This window comes from Pseudomonas sp. AL 58 (assembly GCF_036348395.1).
Lineage (GTDB): Bacteria > Pseudomonadota > Gammaproteobacteria > Pseudomonadales > Pseudomonadaceae > Aquipseudomonas > Aquipseudomonas defluvii.
Genome location: NZ_JAZBQR010000002.1, coordinates 468540 through 484370, shown reverse-complemented (window position 1 = coordinate 484370; position 15831 = coordinate 468540). Strand labels below are relative to the sequence as shown.

General features: G+C 57.4%; 20 protein-coding genes and 1 tRNA gene. 1 reads left to right on the top strand and 20 read right to left on the bottom strand.

Annotated elements, in window-relative coordinates:
• Positions 1 to 493: 493 nt before the first annotated feature.
• The 18 genes from UIA24_RS02660 to UIA24_RS02575 form a co-directional block, all read right to left on the bottom strand.
• A tRNA-Lys gene (locus UIA24_RS02660) sits at positions 494 to 569 on the bottom strand.
• Between the two features lie 60 nt (positions 570 to 629).
• Positions 630 to 1304 (bottom strand): 7-cyano-7-deazaguanine synthase QueC, encoded by a 675-nt coding sequence (gene queC / locus UIA24_RS02655; RefSeq protein WP_065759639.1) that lies wholly within the window; start codon positions 1302 to 1304, stop codon positions 630 to 632.
• Between the two features lie 15 nt (positions 1305 to 1319).
• Positions 1320 to 1967 (bottom strand): 7-carboxy-7-deazaguanine synthase QueE, encoded by a 648-nt coding sequence (gene queE, locus UIA24_RS02650; protein ID WP_065759640.1) that lies wholly within the window; start codon positions 1965 to 1967, stop codon positions 1320 to 1322.
• 158 nt (positions 1968 to 2125) lie between these two features.
• Positions 2126 to 2941 (bottom strand): tol-pal system protein YbgF, encoded by an 816-nt coding sequence (gene ybgF / locus UIA24_RS02645; RefSeq protein ID WP_330522106.1) that lies wholly within the window; start codon positions 2939 to 2941, stop codon positions 2126 to 2128.
• 6 nt (positions 2942 to 2947) lie between these two features.
• Entirely contained in the window at positions 2948 to 3445 is a 498-nt protein-coding gene (pal, locus tag UIA24_RS02640) for a peptidoglycan-associated lipoprotein Pal (protein ID WP_042121796.1), read from the bottom strand.
• 52 nt (positions 3446 to 3497) lie between these two features.
• Entirely contained in the window at positions 3498 to 4748 is a 1251-nt protein-coding gene (tolB, locus tag UIA24_RS02635; protein ID WP_330522165.1) for a Tol-Pal system beta propeller repeat protein TolB, read from the bottom strand.
• A 47-nt stretch (positions 4749 to 4795) separates the two neighbouring features.
• Positions 4796 to 5881, bottom strand: coding sequence for a cell envelope integrity protein TolA (tolA, locus tag UIA24_RS02630; RefSeq protein ID WP_102053492.1), 1086 nt, complete (start codon positions 5879 to 5881; stop codon positions 4796 to 4798).
• Positions 5881 to 6333, bottom strand: coding sequence for a protein TolR (gene tolR, locus UIA24_RS02625; protein ID WP_065761580.1), 453 nt, complete (start codon positions 6331 to 6333; stop codon positions 5881 to 5883). The genes tolA and tolR overlap by 1 nt, the downstream gene beginning before the upstream one ends.
• A 14-nt stretch (positions 6334 to 6347) precedes the next feature.
• Entirely contained in the window at positions 6348 to 7043 is a 696-nt protein-coding gene (gene tolQ, locus UIA24_RS02620; protein ID WP_065761581.1) for a protein TolQ, read from the bottom strand.
• Between the two features lie 2 nt (positions 7044 to 7045).
• Positions 7046 to 7501 carry a tol-pal system-associated acyl-CoA thioesterase gene (ybgC, locus tag UIA24_RS02615; RefSeq protein ID WP_065761582.1) on the bottom strand — a complete coding sequence of 152 codons (456 nt, stop codon included), beginning with the start codon at positions 7499 to 7501 and terminating at the stop codon, positions 7046 to 7048.
• A gap of 125 nt (positions 7502 to 7626) precedes the next feature.
• Positions 7627 to 8682, bottom strand: a complete 1056-nt coding sequence (gene ruvB / locus UIA24_RS02610; protein ID WP_065761583.1) for a Holliday junction branch migration DNA helicase RuvB — start codon at positions 8680 to 8682, stop codon at positions 7627 to 7629.
• Complete coding sequence (gene ruvA, locus UIA24_RS02605) at positions 8683 to 9291, bottom strand: Holliday junction branch migration protein RuvA (RefSeq protein ID WP_099773800.1); 609 nt, start codon at positions 9289 to 9291, stop codon at positions 8683 to 8685.
• Positions 9292 to 9397: 106 nt separating this feature from the next.
• Positions 9398 to 9922, bottom strand: coding sequence for a crossover junction endodeoxyribonuclease RuvC (ruvC, locus tag UIA24_RS02600; RefSeq protein ID WP_065761585.1), 525 nt, complete (start codon positions 9920 to 9922; stop codon positions 9398 to 9400).
• Positions 9923 to 10038: 116 nt separating this feature from the next.
• Entirely contained in the window at positions 10039 to 10785 is a 747-nt protein-coding gene (locus UIA24_RS02595) for a YebC/PmpR family DNA-binding transcriptional regulator (RefSeq protein ID WP_065761586.1), read from the bottom strand.
• Positions 10786 to 10888: 103 nt separating this feature from the next.
• Positions 10889 to 12664, bottom strand: a complete 1776-nt coding sequence (gene aspS, locus UIA24_RS02590; RefSeq protein WP_065761594.1) for an aspartate--tRNA ligase — start codon at positions 12662 to 12664, stop codon at positions 10889 to 10891.
• Positions 12665 to 12758: 94 nt separating this feature from the next.
• The gene (locus tag UIA24_RS02585) at positions 12759 to 12980 is read right to left on the bottom strand and encodes an FmdB family zinc ribbon protein (protein WP_065761587.1); all 222 of its coding nucleotides are present in this window, start codon (positions 12978 to 12980) and stop codon (positions 12759 to 12761) included.
• A gap of 111 nt (positions 12981 to 13091) precedes the next feature.
• Complete coding sequence (locus UIA24_RS02580) at positions 13092 to 13421, bottom strand: ribbon-helix-helix domain-containing protein (protein ID WP_330522105.1); 330 nt, start codon at positions 13419 to 13421, stop codon at positions 13092 to 13094.
• Positions 13422 to 13684: 263 nt separating this feature from the next.
• Complete coding sequence (locus UIA24_RS02575; RefSeq protein WP_065761589.1) at positions 13685 to 14155, bottom strand: Dps family protein; 471 nt, start codon at positions 14153 to 14155, stop codon at positions 13685 to 13687.
• Between the two features lie 327 nt (positions 14156 to 14482).
• Between UIA24_RS02575 and UIA24_RS02570 the strand changes: the two genes are divergently transcribed.
• Positions 14483 to 15064, top strand: coding sequence for a cold-shock protein (locus UIA24_RS02570; RefSeq protein WP_330522104.1), 582 nt, complete (start codon positions 14483 to 14485; stop codon positions 15062 to 15064).
• A gap of 68 nt (positions 15065 to 15132) precedes the next feature.
• On the opposite strand, the gene UIA24_RS02565 is transcribed toward UIA24_RS02570, so the two are convergent.
• Both UIA24_RS02565 and UIA24_RS02560 read right to left on the bottom strand, forming a co-directional pair.
• Positions 15133 to 15339 carry a SlyX family protein gene (locus tag UIA24_RS02565; RefSeq protein WP_065761591.1) on the bottom strand — a complete coding sequence of 69 codons (207 nt, stop codon included), beginning with the start codon at positions 15337 to 15339 and terminating at the stop codon, positions 15133 to 15135.
• A gap of 3 nt (positions 15340 to 15342) precedes the next feature.
• Positions 15343 to 15768 carry an HIT family protein gene (locus tag UIA24_RS02560; protein WP_330522103.1) on the bottom strand — a complete coding sequence of 142 codons (426 nt, stop codon included), beginning with the start codon at positions 15766 to 15768 and terminating at the stop codon, positions 15343 to 15345.
• Positions 15769 to 15831: the final 63 nt, after the last annotated feature.

Below are 15831 nucleotides of genomic sequence, written 5' to 3'. Positions count from 1 at the left end.
GAACGCTCAAATAGATCCCGCATGTACGCCGAAAGCCCTTCACGCACACGACCTTGTTTGCTCGCGCCGCATTCAATCAAACTTCAATTGAAGACTGATCTGCAGAGCCACTTTGATTAAACAAATCTTAAAAAATCTCATAGGCCTGGTGAGTTACACCGGACGACCTAGGCAAAACTGAAAGGGATTTTTCCTGGGTGAACTTGCTCAGGCCACCGTGCACTCCCGATGCCTCTCAACGCCCGTCATGTGCAGAAGAACGTTGCCAGATGAACGCCTCAAGGCGAGCTGGGCGCCAGCGATAACATCAACATCGGAGGGGGAAGGTAAATACGCGACGAGAAACCGTGGCGCTCTGGCAGGCAGATCGCTCCTGCATATGCAAAAGGCTACTGAGATCCGGAAACGAAAAAGCCCGCTCCTTTTAAGGAAGCGGGCTTTTCGTGCCTGACCAGTTAAACCAATAATTGGATTTAACATATCAGACTGTATGTGGTGGGTCGTGTAGGATTCGAACCTACGACCAATTGGTTAAAAGCCAACTGCTCTACCAACTGAGCTAACGACCCGTTGGATGAGGCGTATAATACTGATTTCTAACGAGAAATCAACACCTCATGTAAAAAAAATCAAAAATAATGCGTTGGGTCTGCTACACCGGCAGCCTTGAAGCCTTCGGCGCGCAGGCGGCAGCTGTCACATTTTCCACAGGCACGCCCCTGCTCATCGGCTTGATAGCAAGAAACGGTAAGGCTGTAGTCGACACCCCGGGCAATACCGGCCTGGACGATCTGCGCCTTGCTCAAGTTCTGCAGCGGCGCTTGAATTCTAAAGCCCTGACCTTCAACACCGGCCTTGGTCGCCAGGTTGGCCATGCGCTCGAACGCCTCAATAAACTCGGGCCGGCAATCCGGATAGCCGGAGTAATCCACCGCGTTGACGCCAATGAAGATATCCCGCGCCTCCAGCACCTCGGCCCAGCCCAGTGCAAGCGACAAGAATACGGTATTGCGCGCCGGCACATAGGTCACCGGGATACCTTCACTCGGTGCCTCAGGTACGTCGATGCTGCTGTCGGTCAGGGCTGAGCCCCCAATACCGTTGAGGTTCAGGCCGATCACCTTGTGCTCGACCACTCCCAGATCACGGGCAACCCGTGCCGCCGCATCAAGCTCGGCGCGATGGCGCTGACCGTAGTCGAAACTCATGGTGTAGCAGCTGTAGCCTTCTGCCTTGGCCATCGCGACCACCGTGGCAGAATCCAGGCCGCCGGATAATAGAATTACCGCACGTTTCTCAGTCATTGCATTACTCCCCTGTCAGCGTCCGGGCTCGTCATTCCAGAGCAGTTTGTGCAGCTGCAACTGGAGACGTACCGGCAGATTGTCAGCCACGATCCAGTCGGCCAGATCAGTTGCCCGCACCTGATGATGGCTTGGCGAAAACAGCACCTCCCCCGCCCGCTGATCAAGACCGTACTGAATGAGCTTGGAAACGGCCCAGTCGTAGTCTTCGCGCGAACAGATCACGAACTTGACCTGATCGTTGGCCGTCAGCAGTTCGATGTTCTCGTAGCGGTTGCGCGCCACTTCCATGGAGCCGGGGGTTTTCAGGTCAAGGACGCGACTAACACGCGGGTCGACGGCTGAAATGTCCAGTGCACCACTGGTCTCCAGGGAGACCTCGTAGCCGGCATCGCAGAGTTTTTGTAGCAACGGTATGGCATTCGGTTGCGCTAAAGGCTCACCGCCAGTAACGCAGACATAGCGCGGACGAAAGCCGGCAACCTGCTCGAGAATGGAGTCCAGGGTACGCAACGTGCCGCCACTGAAAGCATAGGCACTGTCACAGTATTGGCAGCGCAAAGGGCAGCCAGTGAGACGAACAAACACCGTGGGCAGGCCAGCGGTACGCGTTTCACCCTGCAACGAGTAAAAAACTTCGGTAATACGTAGTGTGTCTTGCATAGTCGCCACGGGCGTAACAGCTAAACAGGCTGTCCGCCTCCGTCAGGCACCGCTACGAACCCGTCATCGCGTAGTTCGCAGCAGCGTATTCAAATAAAGGGCGCAAATTCTAACGAAAAAACCCGCGACAAGCGCGGGTTTTCTTTTAAGCCGTTGACTTAGAGCTTCTGCAGGTCACGCTGGGCCAATTGTGCGGCCGAGGTACCAGGGTATTGATTGACCACTTGCTGCAGAATGCCCTTGACGCGATCGGTATGCCCCAGTCGACGCTCTACGTCGGCCAGTTTATACAGTGAATCCGGCACCTTGTTGTGCTTCGGATACAGCTGGCTGACCTTTGCAAAGGCCTGACCTGCACCTTGCAGGTCGCCCTTGGCCAGGTTGACTTCACCCAACCAGTACTGGGCATTGCCGGCATACTGACTATTCGGGTATTTGCGCAGGAAGGCATTGAATGCCTGGCTGGCCTTGTCGAAGTCCTTGGCCTTGATCAGGTCGAAGGCAGCGTCGTAGTACAGCTTCTCCTTCGCCGGATCACCCGGCTCGGAGCTGGCAGCAGGCTGAGAAGCCGGCGCTGCGCTATTGTCGACGGCGGCGCTGGCGCCACCGGCAGCAGAATTCTCAGGAGTCGCGGCAGGTGCAGCACCGCTTCCAATACGTCGATCCAGGTCCTGGTAACGCTCCAGGCCTTCCTGTTTCAAACGCGCTACTTCATTTTGCAGAATCTCGATACTGTTCTGCTGACGCTCTATCTGCTCCTGCATCTGCTGCAGTTGCATGAAGAGCTGACCCTGTGCCGAGGCAGGGGCCGAAACCCCTCCCCCGGCATAGGCGCCGTTCGTACCATAACCCGCGGGCGGATAACTGCTTGCGCCGTTATAGCCAGCGTTGTCATCAACAACAGGAACCTCACCCCAGGCCAGCAAAGGCAGGGAGAGAGCCAGGACGGTTACAGCACGACGGCACGTACGCATATCGAATTACTTACGCAGTTCGACGCGACGGTTTTGAGCCCAGGACTGCTCGTCGTTGCCGGTAGCAACTGGACGCTCTTCGCCGTAGGAAACCAGTTCCAGTTGGGCTGGGGAAACGCCTTGCAGTACCAGGTAGCGCTGAACGGCTTTCGCACGACGCTCGCCCAGAGCCATGTTGTATTCGCGAGTACCACGCTCGTCGGTGTTGCCTTCCAGAACGACGCGAGCGCCGTTGCCTTTCAGGTCTTTGGCGTGAACGTCCAGAGCGCGCATGGCTTCTGGCTTCAGGTCCGAGCTGTCGTATTCGAAGTAGAAGGTGGTGATTGCGCGCAGAGCAGCTTCTTCGCTCAGGCTGCCGTCAACAGCACCAGTGTTGGCACCGTAGCCAGCGTTTGGATCGACAGCGCCTTCGCCAGCGTTGTCGCCGCCTTTCGAGGAGCAACCTACAGCTACGGCCATGGCCAGAGCCAGCGCAGCAAACTTACCAAACTTCAACATTTCCATCGTGAAACTCCTAATGAACCCCAATGTGTTAAGTACAACGTAAAGCGCCGCGTCAGTTCAGGTAAGGGGACCAGGACGGTTCTCTAACTTCGCCTTGAGCGGTAGGAAGCGGGAGCCTCACGCGGCCATTTAGCGACACGAGCATCAAGACTCCCCGGCCCTGCTGGCGGGTGGCGTAGATTAGCATGGTGCCGTTAGGCGCAACAGTAGGAGACTCATCAAGACTGGTCTCTGAGAGGATTTTTACGCTACCGCGCTGCAAATCCTGAGCCGCCACCTTGAAATTGGTGAAACCATCTTGACGATGAATCATCACCAATGTCTTTTCATCAGCCGACAACTTAGGGTTGGCGTTGTAGTTACCGATGAATGTCACACGCTCGGCGCCACCGCTGCCGATAGAGGTTTTATAGATCTGTGGCTTGCCGCCACGATCGGAGGTGAAGTACAGGGTCGAACCGTCTTTACCGAAGAAAGGTTCGGTATCGATGGCCGGGCTGTTGGTCACGCGGGTCAGCTGACGCGAACCCAGGTTCATCACATAGATCTCCGGGTTGCCGTCACGGGACAGCACGAAGGCCAGGCGAGAGCCATCGGGCGACCAGGCTGGTGCACCGTTGAGGCCTTCGAAGTTGGTGATCTGCTCACGACGACCAGTGTCGATGTGCTGAACGAAGATGCGCGGACGCTTCTGTTCGAACGACACATAGGCAATGCGCTTGCCATCTGGCGCGAAACGCGGCGACAGAATCGGCTCACGCGATTGCAACAGGGTCACCGCGCGGGCACCGTCATAGTCCGAACGCTGCAGGGTGTAGCGGGTGTTGTTGGTAGAGAAGCGTTCGGCCGTCACGTAGAGCATGCGCGTCGAGAAGGCACCCTTGATACCGGTGAGTTTCTCGAACGACTGATCGGCGATGTAGTGCGACATGTCACGCAACTGGTCGACGCTGCCCGAAACGCTGCCGGTCAGCACTTGCTGCTCGGTGGCGACGTTGAACAGCGCGTACTGTACCTGCAGACGACCACCGGACGGCACGATGCTGCCGACCATGATGTACTGGGCACCCAGCGCTTTCCAGTCACGGTAGATCACTTCACCGGCCTGGGTCGGCAGGCTGATCATGTTCTGACGTGGAATCGGCGAGTAGTAGCCGGAGTTGCGCAGGTCGTTGCCAATGATGTCGGCCATGTCCTCGGGCAGCACACTGCCGCCCTGCAGACCGAACGGTACGACGGCGATTGGCGTGGCACGGTCGCTGCCACTGGTGACCATGATGTTCTTTTCCTCTGCAACGGCCATTCCCGCCGCACAGCAGAGAACGACCAGCAGTCCTCTAAGAAGGTTAATCACAAGGCTAGATCCTCAGGTGTGAATGTCATCTTGAATGAACGATAGGGATTGAATTCGCTCGGTTTCAAGCCCTGCATTTCGGTTAAGCGACCAATGTTCTTGACCGCCGCCACAGCCGAGTTGTCGAAAGGTGCATCACCACTGGAACGAGAAACACTCACAGAGGTAATGGTACCGTCCGGCAACATGCCGATCTGCAGGACCACCGTCATGTTCTTGCGAGCAGAAGGCGGACGCGCCCATCCCTCGGCCGCACGGGCACGGATCAGGTCATCGAAGCTACCGGCTACCTGGTCACCCTGCTCATCGGCCAGCGCCTGCTGCCGCTCGGTGGTATCGGACAACAGCTCGGCCAACGCCTGAGCCTTCTTGTCTTCTGCCGCCTTGCGAGCTGCTTCCACTGCTTTCTTCTTGGCCGCATCAGCTGCGGCTTTCTTTTTGGCCTCTTCAGCTGCCTTTTTCTTCGCCTCTTCGGCGGCAGCGGCTTTCTTGGCGTCTTCGGCTGCCTTTTTCTTGGCGTCCTCAGCCGCTTTTTTCTTGGCTTCTTCAGCCGCCTGTTTCTTCGCCTCTTCTTCAGCCTTTTTCTTGGCTTCTTCTTCGGCTTTTTTCTTGGCGACATCAGCCAACTGCTTTTCTTCGGCTTTCTTCGCCTCGGCGGCCTTCTTGGCCTCATCGGCTTTCTTCGACTCGGCCGCCTTCGCAGCTTCCTCGGCTTTCTTCGCCTCAGCCGCTTCACGGGCCGCTTCAGCCTTCTGAGCAGCTTCTTCTTTCTTTTGTTCCGCAGCCTTCACCGCTTCCTGCTTTTGCTGCTCGACCTTTTTCTGCTCCATCTGCTCGACTTCGGTCTGGCGCGAAGCGGTTTTCTTCGCTTCCCCGGCAATCTTCTGATTGGTCTGGGTGGTCGCCTGACTCTTGGACTTGAGCTGGTACAGGGTTGCCTGGACGATAGGCTTGGCCGGCGGCAGCTCCGGGGTCATGGCAAAACTGACAAACAGCATGCCGAACACCAGAACGTGCAGCGCGATGGCCCATACACTGGGCCAGAAATAGCTTTCCGAGGCGGATGGCTCTCGCTGTTGCATCAGGGCGCCTCGGTAATCAGGCCAACGTTACCGACACCCGCTTTCTGCAACCCGCCCATGGCGCCCATGACCGCGCCGTAATCGACGGACTTGTCGCCACGGATGAAGACCTGGGTCTGTTTCCCCTGGTCACGTCCGGCAGCGATGATCTTGGTCACCGCGTCGGTCATTTGCGGCAAGGTCATTGCCTTGTCCATCTGCTTGTCGGTGTCGACTTCACTGCCAAGGTTCCAGTAATAGGTCTTGTCAGCCTTGATCGATATGGTCAGGACCTGGACATTGTTGTCCTGCGGCAAGGCTTCACTGGAAACCTTGGGCAGATCGACCTTCACGCCCTGGTTGAGCATCGGTGCGGTGACCATGAAGATGACCAGCAGTACCAACATCACGTCGATGTATGGCACCACGTTCATCTCGGCGACCGGCTTGCGTTTATGACGAACTCGGGCCATTGGTTTTTACCTGATCACTCTTCGCTGGTATGCACTTTACGGTGCAGGATGGCCTGGAACTCGTCGGCAAATGTGTAGTAACGACCGATCAACACTTCGCTGCGCGCAGCGAAACGGTTGTAGGCGATAACCGCCGGGATCGCAGCAAACAGGCCGATCGCGGTTGCGATCAGTGCTTCGGCGATACCTGGCGCAACGGTTGCCAGTGTGGCTTGCTGAGCGGAAGCCAGACCGCGGAAGGAGTTCATGATCCCCCAGACCGTACCAAACAGGCCGACGTAAGGACTGGTGGAACCCACGGTTGCAAGGAACGGCAGGCTTTGCTCGAGCTTTTCCTCTTCACGGGAGATGGCGACGCGCATGGCACGACCCACACCTTCCATGACCGCATCAGGATCGACACCCGGCTGCTGACGCAGACGCGAGAATTCCTTGAAGCCGGCACGGAAAACCTGCTCTACGCCGGAGTCCGGATCCGGGTTGCTACCAGCCTGGCGGTACAGCTTGGACAGGTCGATACCTGACCAGAAGCGCTCCTCGAAGTTTTCCAGCGCACGGCGACCGGCACGCAGCATGGTGCTGCGTTGAAAAATCATGATCCATGAGGTTACCGATGCGGCCACCAAAGCCAGCATGACCAGCTGTACAACGATGCTGGCATTGCTGACCAGGCTCCACATGGAGGTATGGTCGACGACGTTAGCTTCCACGCTTAATCTCCTGCATTTGAATGTGTACCCGGGCCGCCCGCTTCAACAAATGCCGCTCGCAGCTCGGAGGGAATGGCCCTGGGTTTGAACGTATCGGCGCGCACACAGGCCACCAGAAACTGCCCTTCGCAGAGCAGCGTATTATCGTTTTCGCGCCAGACTTGCTGCACGAAGCGCAAGCTGGCTCGATTCAGCTCGAGCACCTGCGCCGTCACCCGCAATTCATCGTCCAGACGCGCTGGCGCGTGATAACGCGCCTCGCTGGAATGCACGACAAACAACATGTTCTGTGTCGCCAACTCCGACTGGGCAAACCCCAGGTCACGCAACCGCTCAGTGCGGGCACGCTCCATGAACTTCAGATAGTTGACGTAATACACCACGCCACCCGCATCGGTGTCCTCGTAATAGACGCGACAGCGATGTGCGAATGGCTCAACCCCATTTTGCGCGCGCATACTCTAGTGCTTACTCCTGAACTTGCCAATCCGCGCCGGCAACTGTTTTTCATCGAATATGTCGTATTGCCAGCTCAACCCTTCCATGCCTGGCAATAGGACCACGAAAACGCGAGATAAATCTGTCACTCGTCAGCCGGAGCGGCGAAACCGTCGTCACGACCCGCCTCACCCGCACGAGCCGGAATGTTGAGGCCAAAGTGCAAGTAAGCATGCCGGGTCACCACCCGCCCACGCGGCGTTCGCATGATATAGCCCTGCTGAATCAGATATGGCTCCAGCACATCCTCGATAGTATGCCGCTCTTCACTGATCGCCGCGGCAAGGCTGTCGACACCGACTGGCCCACCATCAAACTTTTCGATCATGGTCAGCAGTAGACGACGGTCTTGATGATCAAAGCCACGTTCGTCGACATCCAGCAGGTTCAAGGCCATATCCGCGACAGGCTTGGTGATATGCCCCTTGCCACGTACTTCGGCATAGTCACGCACCCGACGCAACAGCCTGTTGGCAATCCGCGGGGTACCACGCGCGCGCCGAGCGATTTCGAATGCGCCTTCGTCCTCGATAGGCAAACCCAGAATGCCACCGGAGCGGCTGACGATCGTCGCCAGGTCCTCCGTACTGTAAAACTCCAGGCGCTGCACAATACCGAAACGATCACGCAACGGGTTGGTCAACATCCCCGCACGCGTGGTAGCGCCAACCAGCGTAAACGGCGGCAGATCGAGCTTGATCGAGCGAGCAGCCGGCCCCTCACCGATCATGATATCCAGCTGGAAGTCTTCCATTGCCGGATACAACACCTCCTCCACGATCGGCGACAACCGATGAATCTCATCGATAAACAGCACATCATGCGGCTCAAGGTTGGTCAGCAGCGCCGCGAGGTCGCCGGGGCGCTCCAGAATCGGGCCCGAGGTGCTTTTGATCGAAACCCCCATTTCTTGGGCAATGATATTGGCCAATGTGGTTTTACCCAGCCCTGGCGGGCCGAATATCAGGGTATGGTCCAGCGACTCATTGCGCCCACGAGCAGCTTGAATGAACAGGCTCATTTGCTCGCGCACAACCGGCTGACCGATGTACTCGGCCAGGCGCAATGGACGGATAGCCCGATCCTGAACTTCTTCTCGATCACGCCCGGTGGCTGCAATCAAACGGTCTGCTTCGATCACTTAGATCATTCCCTTCAGGCTGCGGCGGATCAGTTCTTCACTGCTCAGTCCCTTGGCGTCCACAGCGGCCACCGCCCGACTGGCCTCCTGCGGCTTGTAACCCAAGGAAATCAGCGCACTGACAGCATCCGACTCGGCACTGGAGACTGGCGCAACCGGCAGCGGGCCATTGGGCACCAAGGCGAACAGGCTCGGCGCGGTTTCCCAGGCCTTGAAGCGGTCCTTGAGCTCAACCAGCAATCGCTCGGCCGTCTTCTTGCCGACCCCCGGGACCTTGACCAGCGCTGAAGCATCCTGCGCCTGAACACAGCGTACCAGTTCATCGACATCCAGCCCTGACATCAGTGCCAACGCCAACTTGGGCCCCACACCATTGAGCCGGATAAGCTCGCGAAACAACTCGCGCTCACGCTTCTCATGGAACCCATAGAGCAGATGAGCGTCCTCTCGCACCACCAGATGGGTGTGCAATGTCACCGCCTCACCCACCTTGGGCAGGCGATACAAGGTCGTCATCGGCACTTCCAGCTCATAGCCAAGGCCGTTGACGTCAATAATCAAGTGCGGAGGCTGCTTTTCAGCCAACGTCCCGCGCAAACGTCCAATCACGTTTCGATCCTTTCCAAGGGTGACAGCAACACGCTGCTCACCTTAACAGCACAGACAGCAGCACGGGGCACCGCACCGGCAAAATCTACCTGAACCCATGTGGCGTTCAGAGCCTCAGACGCCCGCTGCGGCTGCGGGCGCTACCCAACCCATGCGGCACCAGACTGGATCGGGTGTGCGCATGGCACAGTGCAATTGCCAAGGCGTCGGAGGCATCGATCTGTGGCTTTTGGGTCAGTTTGAGCAGGTGCATGACCATCATCTGCACCTGTTCCTTGTTCGCCCCGCCCGTACCGGCAACCGCCTGCTTGACCTGAGTCGCCGTGTACTCGGCAATCTCCAGCCCCTCCTCGGCGGCGGCGACAATGGCCGCGCCACGCGCCTGGCCAAGCTTTAGCGCCGAGTCGGCATTGCGTGCCATGAATACGCGCTCAATACCCATCGTTACCGGCCCATGCGCCTGGATAATCTCGCGAACGCCGCGATAAACGATGTGCAAGCGCTCATGCAGCTCTCCATTGCCAGTGCGAATGCAACCCGAGGCGACATACTCACAGCCACGCCCGGTATGTCTCACCACACCGTAGCCGGTAATCCGCGAACCTGGGTCGATACCAAGAATCAGAGTCATAACGCCCGCATGCACAATGACGCCTTGATGCGCCGGTCAAAAGACAGAAGCCGGACCGCAGCCAGTGCAAGGCAATGGCTGCGGTCCGGCTTCGAACAAAGCTCGTAACAAAAGACTCAGGCGAGCTGTTCCATGATCTCGTCAGGAATTTCCGCATTGGAATAGACGTTCTGCACGTCATCCAGGTCTTCCAGCATATCAATCAGCTTCAACACCTTCTGCGCGCCATCCAGATCCAGCTCGGCACTGGTAGTCGGCTGCATCACGATTTCCGCATCTGCGGCCTTGAAGCCCGCCGCTTCAAGCGCACTGCGCACAGCATAGAAGCTGGCGAAGGAGGTAAAGACATCGAAGGAACCATCGCCGTTGTCGACCACATCATCGGCGTCGGCCTCCATGGCCGCCTCCATCAGCGCGTCTTCATCGACACCGGCAGCGAAGGATATCTGCCCTTTGCGCTCAAACAGGTACGCCACAGAACCATCAGTGCCCAAGTTGCCGCCACACTTGCTGAAGGCATGACGCACTGCTGCAGCCGTACGGTTACGGTTATCGGTCATGGCCTCGACCATGATCGCCACGCCACCCGGACCGTAGCCTTCGTAACTGAGCTCTTCAACGTTGTCGGCCTCAGTGGCACCGGCACCCCGCGCAATGGCGCGGTCGATGATGTCACGGCTCATGTTGGCACCGAGCGCCTTGTCCAGTGCCAGACGCAAACGCGGGTTGGACCCCGGATCGCCACCGCCTTGTTTGGCAGCAACCGTCAGCTCACGAATCCACTTGGTGAAAATCTTGCCTCTCTTGGCATCCTGGCGCTCTTTGCGGTGCTTGATGTTCGCCCACTTGGAATGACCTGCCATAACGCAACTCCGAATTCTGCTTGAAACACTTACCGGGCATGCCCAGCAGCTTTGTTACTACCGAAACGCAAGGGCGCATCCGAAGATGCGCCCTGTTTTCGCCTTACTCAGCCTTCTGCTGTTCGCGCAGTCGGATGTGCAGTTCACGCAGGGCCTTGGCATCGACCACGCCAGGCGCCTGGGTCATGACGCAGGCCGCACTCTGCGTTTTCGGGAAGGCGATCACTTCACGAATCGACTGGGCGCCGGTCATCAGCATCACCAGACGGTCCAGGCCGAAGGCCAGGCCACCGTGTGGCGGTGCACCGAACTTCAGTGCATCAAGCAGGAAGCCAAACTTCTCTTCCTGTTCCGCCGCCTCGATACCCAGCAGACGGAAGACCGCCTGTTGCATTTCCTTGCGGTGGATACGAATCGAACCACCGCCCAGTTCGGTACCGTTCAGGACCATGTCGTAGGCACGCGACAGCGCAGTCGCCGGGTTCGCCTCAAGCTCCTCAGGGGTGCATTTAGGCGCGGTGAACGGGTGGTGCAGCGCGCTGAAGCTACCGTCTTCGTTTTCCTCGAACATCGGGAAATCGACAACCCACATAGGTGCCCACTCGCAGGTGTGCAGGTTGAAATCGTTACCGACGCGGATACGCAGGGCACCCAGCGCTTCACTGACCACCTTGGCCTTGTCCGCACCGAAGAAGACGATATCGCCATCGACCGCACCGACGCGATCGAGGATCACGTTCAGGTTGGCTTCCGGGATGTTCTTGACGATCGGCGACTGCAGGCCCTCGACACCCTTGGCGCGCTCGTTGACCTTGATGTAGGCCAGGCCCTTGGCGCCGTAGATACCGACAAACTTGGTGTACTCGTCGATACGGCTACGCGGCATGCTCGCGCCACCTGGGACACGCAGCGCGGCAACGCGGCTCTTCGGATCGTTGGCCGGGCCACTGAACACTTTGAAATCGACTTCCTTGAGTTGGTCGGCAACATCGACCAGCTCCAGGGGAATACGCAGGTCTGGCTTGTCCGAACCGTAACGACGCATGGCCTCTTCGAAGGTCATGTGCGGGAACTCACCGAACTCCAGGTCCAGCACTTCCTTGAACAGCTTGCGGATCATGCTCTCGGTCAGGCCCATGATCTCGGACTCATCGAGGAAGCTGGTCTCGATGTCGATCTGGGTGAATTCCGGCTGACGGTCGGCACGCAGGTCTTCGTCACGGAAGCACTTGGCGATCTGGTAGTAGCGGTCGAAACCCGCCACCATCAGCAGCTGCTTGAACAGTTGTGGCGATTGCGGCAGGGCAAAGAAGCTGCCTGCATGCGTACGGCTTGGCACCAGGTAATCACGCGCACCCTCAGGGGTGGCACGGGTCAGGATTGGCGTTTCGACGTCAAGGAAACCGTTTTCATCAAGGAAACGGCGGATGCTGGACGTGATGCGCGAACGCAGACGCAGCTTGTCGGCCATTTCCGGACGACGCAGGTCGATAAAGCGATAACGCAGGCGCGTCTCTTCACCAACATCGGAATACTCGTTGAGCGGGAACGGCGGGGTTTCCGCTTCGTTCAGCACGGTCAGTTCGTAACCCAGTACTTCGATGGCACCGGAGGCCATGTTTGGGTTGACCGCTCCGGCCGGGCGCGGACGTACCTTGCCGGTAATCTGCACCACGTACTCGCTGCGCACGCGATCGGCGGCAGCAAAGCTGTCTGCGCGATCCGGGTCGAACACGACCTGGGCCATGCCTTCGCGATCACGGATATCGAGGAAAATCACCCCGCCGTGGTCGCGGCGACGATGGACCCAGCCGCAAAGGGTAATTTCCTGACCTTCCAGGCTCTCGTTCAGTTGGCCGCAATAATGGCTGCGCATCATGATGGTGGTTTCGCTTCTCGTCATTCGAAAATTCAGTGGAGGTCTTGGCGCCGCAAGGGGCTAATAGTGCAAGACCCTGCCGGTGCAGTTCAACTCAGTCAGCCTTGTCGCCGCCTGCAAGATTCTTTTTCGCGCCGGTCTTGAAATCGGTTTCGTACCAACCGGTACCGCTCAGGCGAAAGCCTGGCACGGACAGCAGCTTTTTCAGCGCTGGCGCCTGACAGGCCGGACAGTCGGTCAGTGGGGCAGCGCTGATCTTCTGAAGCACTTCCATCTGATGATTGCAGGAAGCACATTGATAGTCGTACAGGGGCATGAGGACGTCTCGCTAACTACGCTGCGGGCCTACGCCTCGCAGTAAAAAGCGCGATTATATATGGTTAAGGAAGGCTGTGCAGCCCGCCAGCATCCCACTGGGCGAATGATTCTAGACCTCGGCAGCCCTGCCAAGCAGGTAGACCACGCAAATGACCCGCACCAGACCGCTGAAATTTTTCACGCCACCATGGCGCAGGTGCACCTCCCGATCCACATAAGAGAGCACGCAATTGACCGTGCAACCATTGGCAACCGCAATACGCTCAAGAATCTTCCAGTAGACCTCCTCCAGTCGCAGGCAGGTCGCAAAGCCATTCAAGCGCACCGAGCGCGACAGCGGTTGTGCCAGATTCATATTGAAATCCGCTTCGAACGGATCAACGGCCACCCCGTGAAAGCCAAGTGCTCCTCGAGCATCGCGACTCAACATTCGAGACATATCAGTACCACGCTTTATAAATAAGAGAACAAATAAGCGACTAACGCCGCACGCCCTCTTATAAAGCGCCCAACATAATTTTCATTCTAGAAGAACAAAACGCTATTGCCGTAGGAGCAATCCGCCAGACACGAGATAAAAATTCTACCGACGAAACACTTCCCTGCGCGCCGACAACAGCGTTATAAATAAAAAAGCCTGACCCCTAAAGGGCCAGGCTTTTTAATCAGACAAGGAAATATTGCCTGATTAACACCCAAACATTACTTATCCAACAACACGCGCAACATCCAGGCGGTCTTTTCATGCACCTGCATACGCTGAGTCAGCAGGTCGGCGGTCGGCTCATCACTGACCTTGTCGAGCAGCGGAAAGAGGCCGCGCGCGGTCCGCACGACCGCCTCCTGGCCTTCCACCAGCTGACGAATCATTTCTTCAGCCGACGGCACGCCTTCCTCTTCCTTGATGGAAGAAAGGCGCGCATAGGTGGAATAAGTTCCCGGTGCAGGAAAGCCCAACGCACGAATACGCTCGGCAATTAAGTCCACGGCCAGGGCCAATTCGTTATACTGCTCTTCAAACATCAGGTGTAGCGTACGAAACATTGGACCACTGACATTCCAATGAAAGTTATGCGTTTTCAGATACAAGACATACGTATCCGACAACAGACGGGACAAACCTTCCACGATAGATTTGCGGTCTTCTTCACTGATACCGATATCAATTGCCATGTCATTCCCCTTCCTATGGTGCCTGCTCATCAAGCAGGTATGTTTGCCACTCTACCAAGACTCGCCTACCCCTGCAGCCTTCCCGGCAGCCCTGCGACAGATTGCAGCGGCAGAATCAGCCAAACCTCATGCCATATGAGCCGCCGCCGACCGCCGATTTGAGAACCCCCAAGCTTTGCTGTTAAATAGGTAGCGTGTTGTCATTACCAATCATCCAGGCCATGACGCATAGGCTGCTCCTCCATGTTTTTGCGCCCTAATGTGCACCTGCGCGCCATGGAGCCAGCTCTTCCTGTGATCCTCCTTATACAATGTGAGCCAACCACCATGTTCAAGATCGTCCACATCCTGACGGGCGCAGCCGCTTTGCTGCTGTCCTTAATACCCAGCCTGAGAGCCGATGCGGCACCTTTCCTGCAGCAACCGGACGCCGTCTACCTGGCACTCTTCGGCCTGCTCAACCTGACCCTGGCTCCAGTGGCAACACTGCCGCGTCCTCGTCAGCACCTGCAACAACTGGCAAGCGCACTGCTGGTACTGGCAGTGGTTCTGCAAACCATCACCCTGTTTGCCCGCCAGGACATGGGAAGCCTGCCCGCCCTGATCTGCGCAGTGCTTGCGGTCATTACCCACCTGATCGCAAACCTGGTAAAAACCCGCCCCCTTCACAATCAAGCCCCCAACTACGACATGAGCAATCGTGATACAGGCACCGTAAAGTGGTTCAACACCTCCAAAGGCTTCGGCTTCATTTCCCGCGACTCTGGCGATGACATCTTCGTTCACTTTCGCGCCATTCGCGGGGAAGGCCACCGAGTACTGGTCGAAGGCCAGCGTGTTGAGTTCTCGGTCATGAACCGCGACAAGGGCCTCCAGGCAGAAGACGTGATTGCCGCACCACGCCGCTGATTGCATACAATAAAAAACCGCGACAGCCTGGCTGATCGCGGTTTTTTTGTACCCGTTGAACGGTGCTCTCAATAATGCGGAGGCGGCGCTTCCTCTTCAGCGCTCTGGTACTGACCTACCATCTCCTCATAGCGCTTGAGCAACGCCGACATTTGCAACTGCAGGCGCTCAACCACACGTTGCTGCTCGACCAGCACATCATTCAATGCCTGAACGGTGTCGTCCTGAAATGCCAGGCGGCTCTCCAGCTCCATGATTCTTAACTCAAGCGACATGGCTCAACCCTCCACGACTTGAAAATCATCATCCAGCGCCATCTTCAGGCGCTGGCGAATTTCGGCAAGCTGCTCTGCCGTGTACTGACTGGCAGGCGAATGCCCCCACACCGGCGAAGGCCAGGCCAGATCACTCCGACGCCGAACAATGACGTGCATGTGTAACTGACTGACCACATTCCCTAGCGTTGCCACATTCATCTTGTCTGCGGCAAAGCTGTCTTTGAGGGTTTCAGCCAGCTCAGTCGTTTCCTTCCAGAGCTGCTGCTGATCACCCCCATCAAGCTGAAACAACTCACTGACTTCAGCACGGCGAGGCACCAGAATAAACCAAGGGTAGTTCGCATCCTTACTCAGTAACAGACGGCAGAGCGGAAAATCACCCAGCACATACGTATCCTGTTCAAGGCGCGGATCCAGAACAAACACGGCACATCTCCCGACAGTCGATAACCCGTCTCACTTGCATTGACACCAAGCAGACCACTACAC

Coding starts and splice junctions, on each gene's coding strand:
- queE (WP_065759640.1), bottom strand. CDS start 1,967: ATGCAAGACACACTACGTATTACCGAAGTTTTTTACTCGTTGCAGGGT.
- queC (WP_065759639.1), bottom strand. CDS start 1,304: ATGACTGAGAAACGTGCGGTAATTCTATTATCCGGCGGCCTGGATTCT.
- aspS (WP_065761594.1), bottom strand. CDS start 12,664: ATGATGCGCAGCCATTATTGCGGCCAACTGAACGAGAGCCTGGAAGGT.
- ybgF (WP_330522106.1), bottom strand. CDS start 2,941: ATGCGTACGTGCCGTCGTGCTGTAACCGTCCTGGCTCTCTCCCTGCCT.
- UIA24_RS02585 (WP_065761587.1), bottom strand. CDS start 12,980: ATGCCCCTGTACGACTATCAATGTGCTTCCTGCAATCATCAGATGGAA.
- pal (WP_042121796.1), bottom strand. CDS start 3,445: ATGGAAATGTTGAAGTTTGGTAAGTTTGCTGCGCTGGCTCTGGCCATG.
- tolB (WP_330522165.1), bottom strand. CDS start 4,748: ATGGCCGTTGCAGAGGAAAAGAACATCATGGTCACCAGTGGCAGCGAC.
- ruvC (WP_065761585.1), bottom strand. CDS start 9,922: ATGACTCTGATTCTTGGTATCGACCCAGGTTCGCGGATTACCGGCTAC.
- tolR (WP_065761580.1), bottom strand. CDS start 6,333: ATGGCCCGAGTTCGTCATAAACGCAAGCCGGTCGCCGAGATGAACGTG.
- UIA24_RS02565 (WP_065761591.1), bottom strand. CDS start 15,339: ATGTCGCTTGAGTTAAGAATCATGGAGCTGGAGAGCCGCCTGGCATTT.
- UIA24_RS02570 (WP_330522104.1), top strand. CDS start 14,483: ATGTTCAAGATCGTCCACATCCTGACGGGCGCAGCCGCTTTGCTGCTG.
- UIA24_RS02575 (WP_065761589.1), bottom strand. CDS start 14,155: ATGGCAATTGATATCGGTATCAGTGAAGAAGACCGCAAATCTATCGTG.
- UIA24_RS02580 (WP_330522105.1), bottom strand. CDS start 13,421: ATGTCTCGAATGTTGAGTCGCGATGCTCGAGGAGCACTTGGCTTTCAC.
- tolA (WP_102053492.1), bottom strand. CDS start 5,881: ATGCAACAGCGAGAGCCATCCGCCTCGGAAAGCTATTTCTGGCCCAGT.
- ybgC (WP_065761582.1), bottom strand. CDS start 7,501: ATGCGCGCGCAAAATGGGGTTGAGCCATTCGCACATCGCTGTCGCGTC.
- UIA24_RS02595 (WP_065761586.1), bottom strand. CDS start 10,785: ATGGCAGGTCATTCCAAGTGGGCGAACATCAAGCACCGCAAAGAGCGC.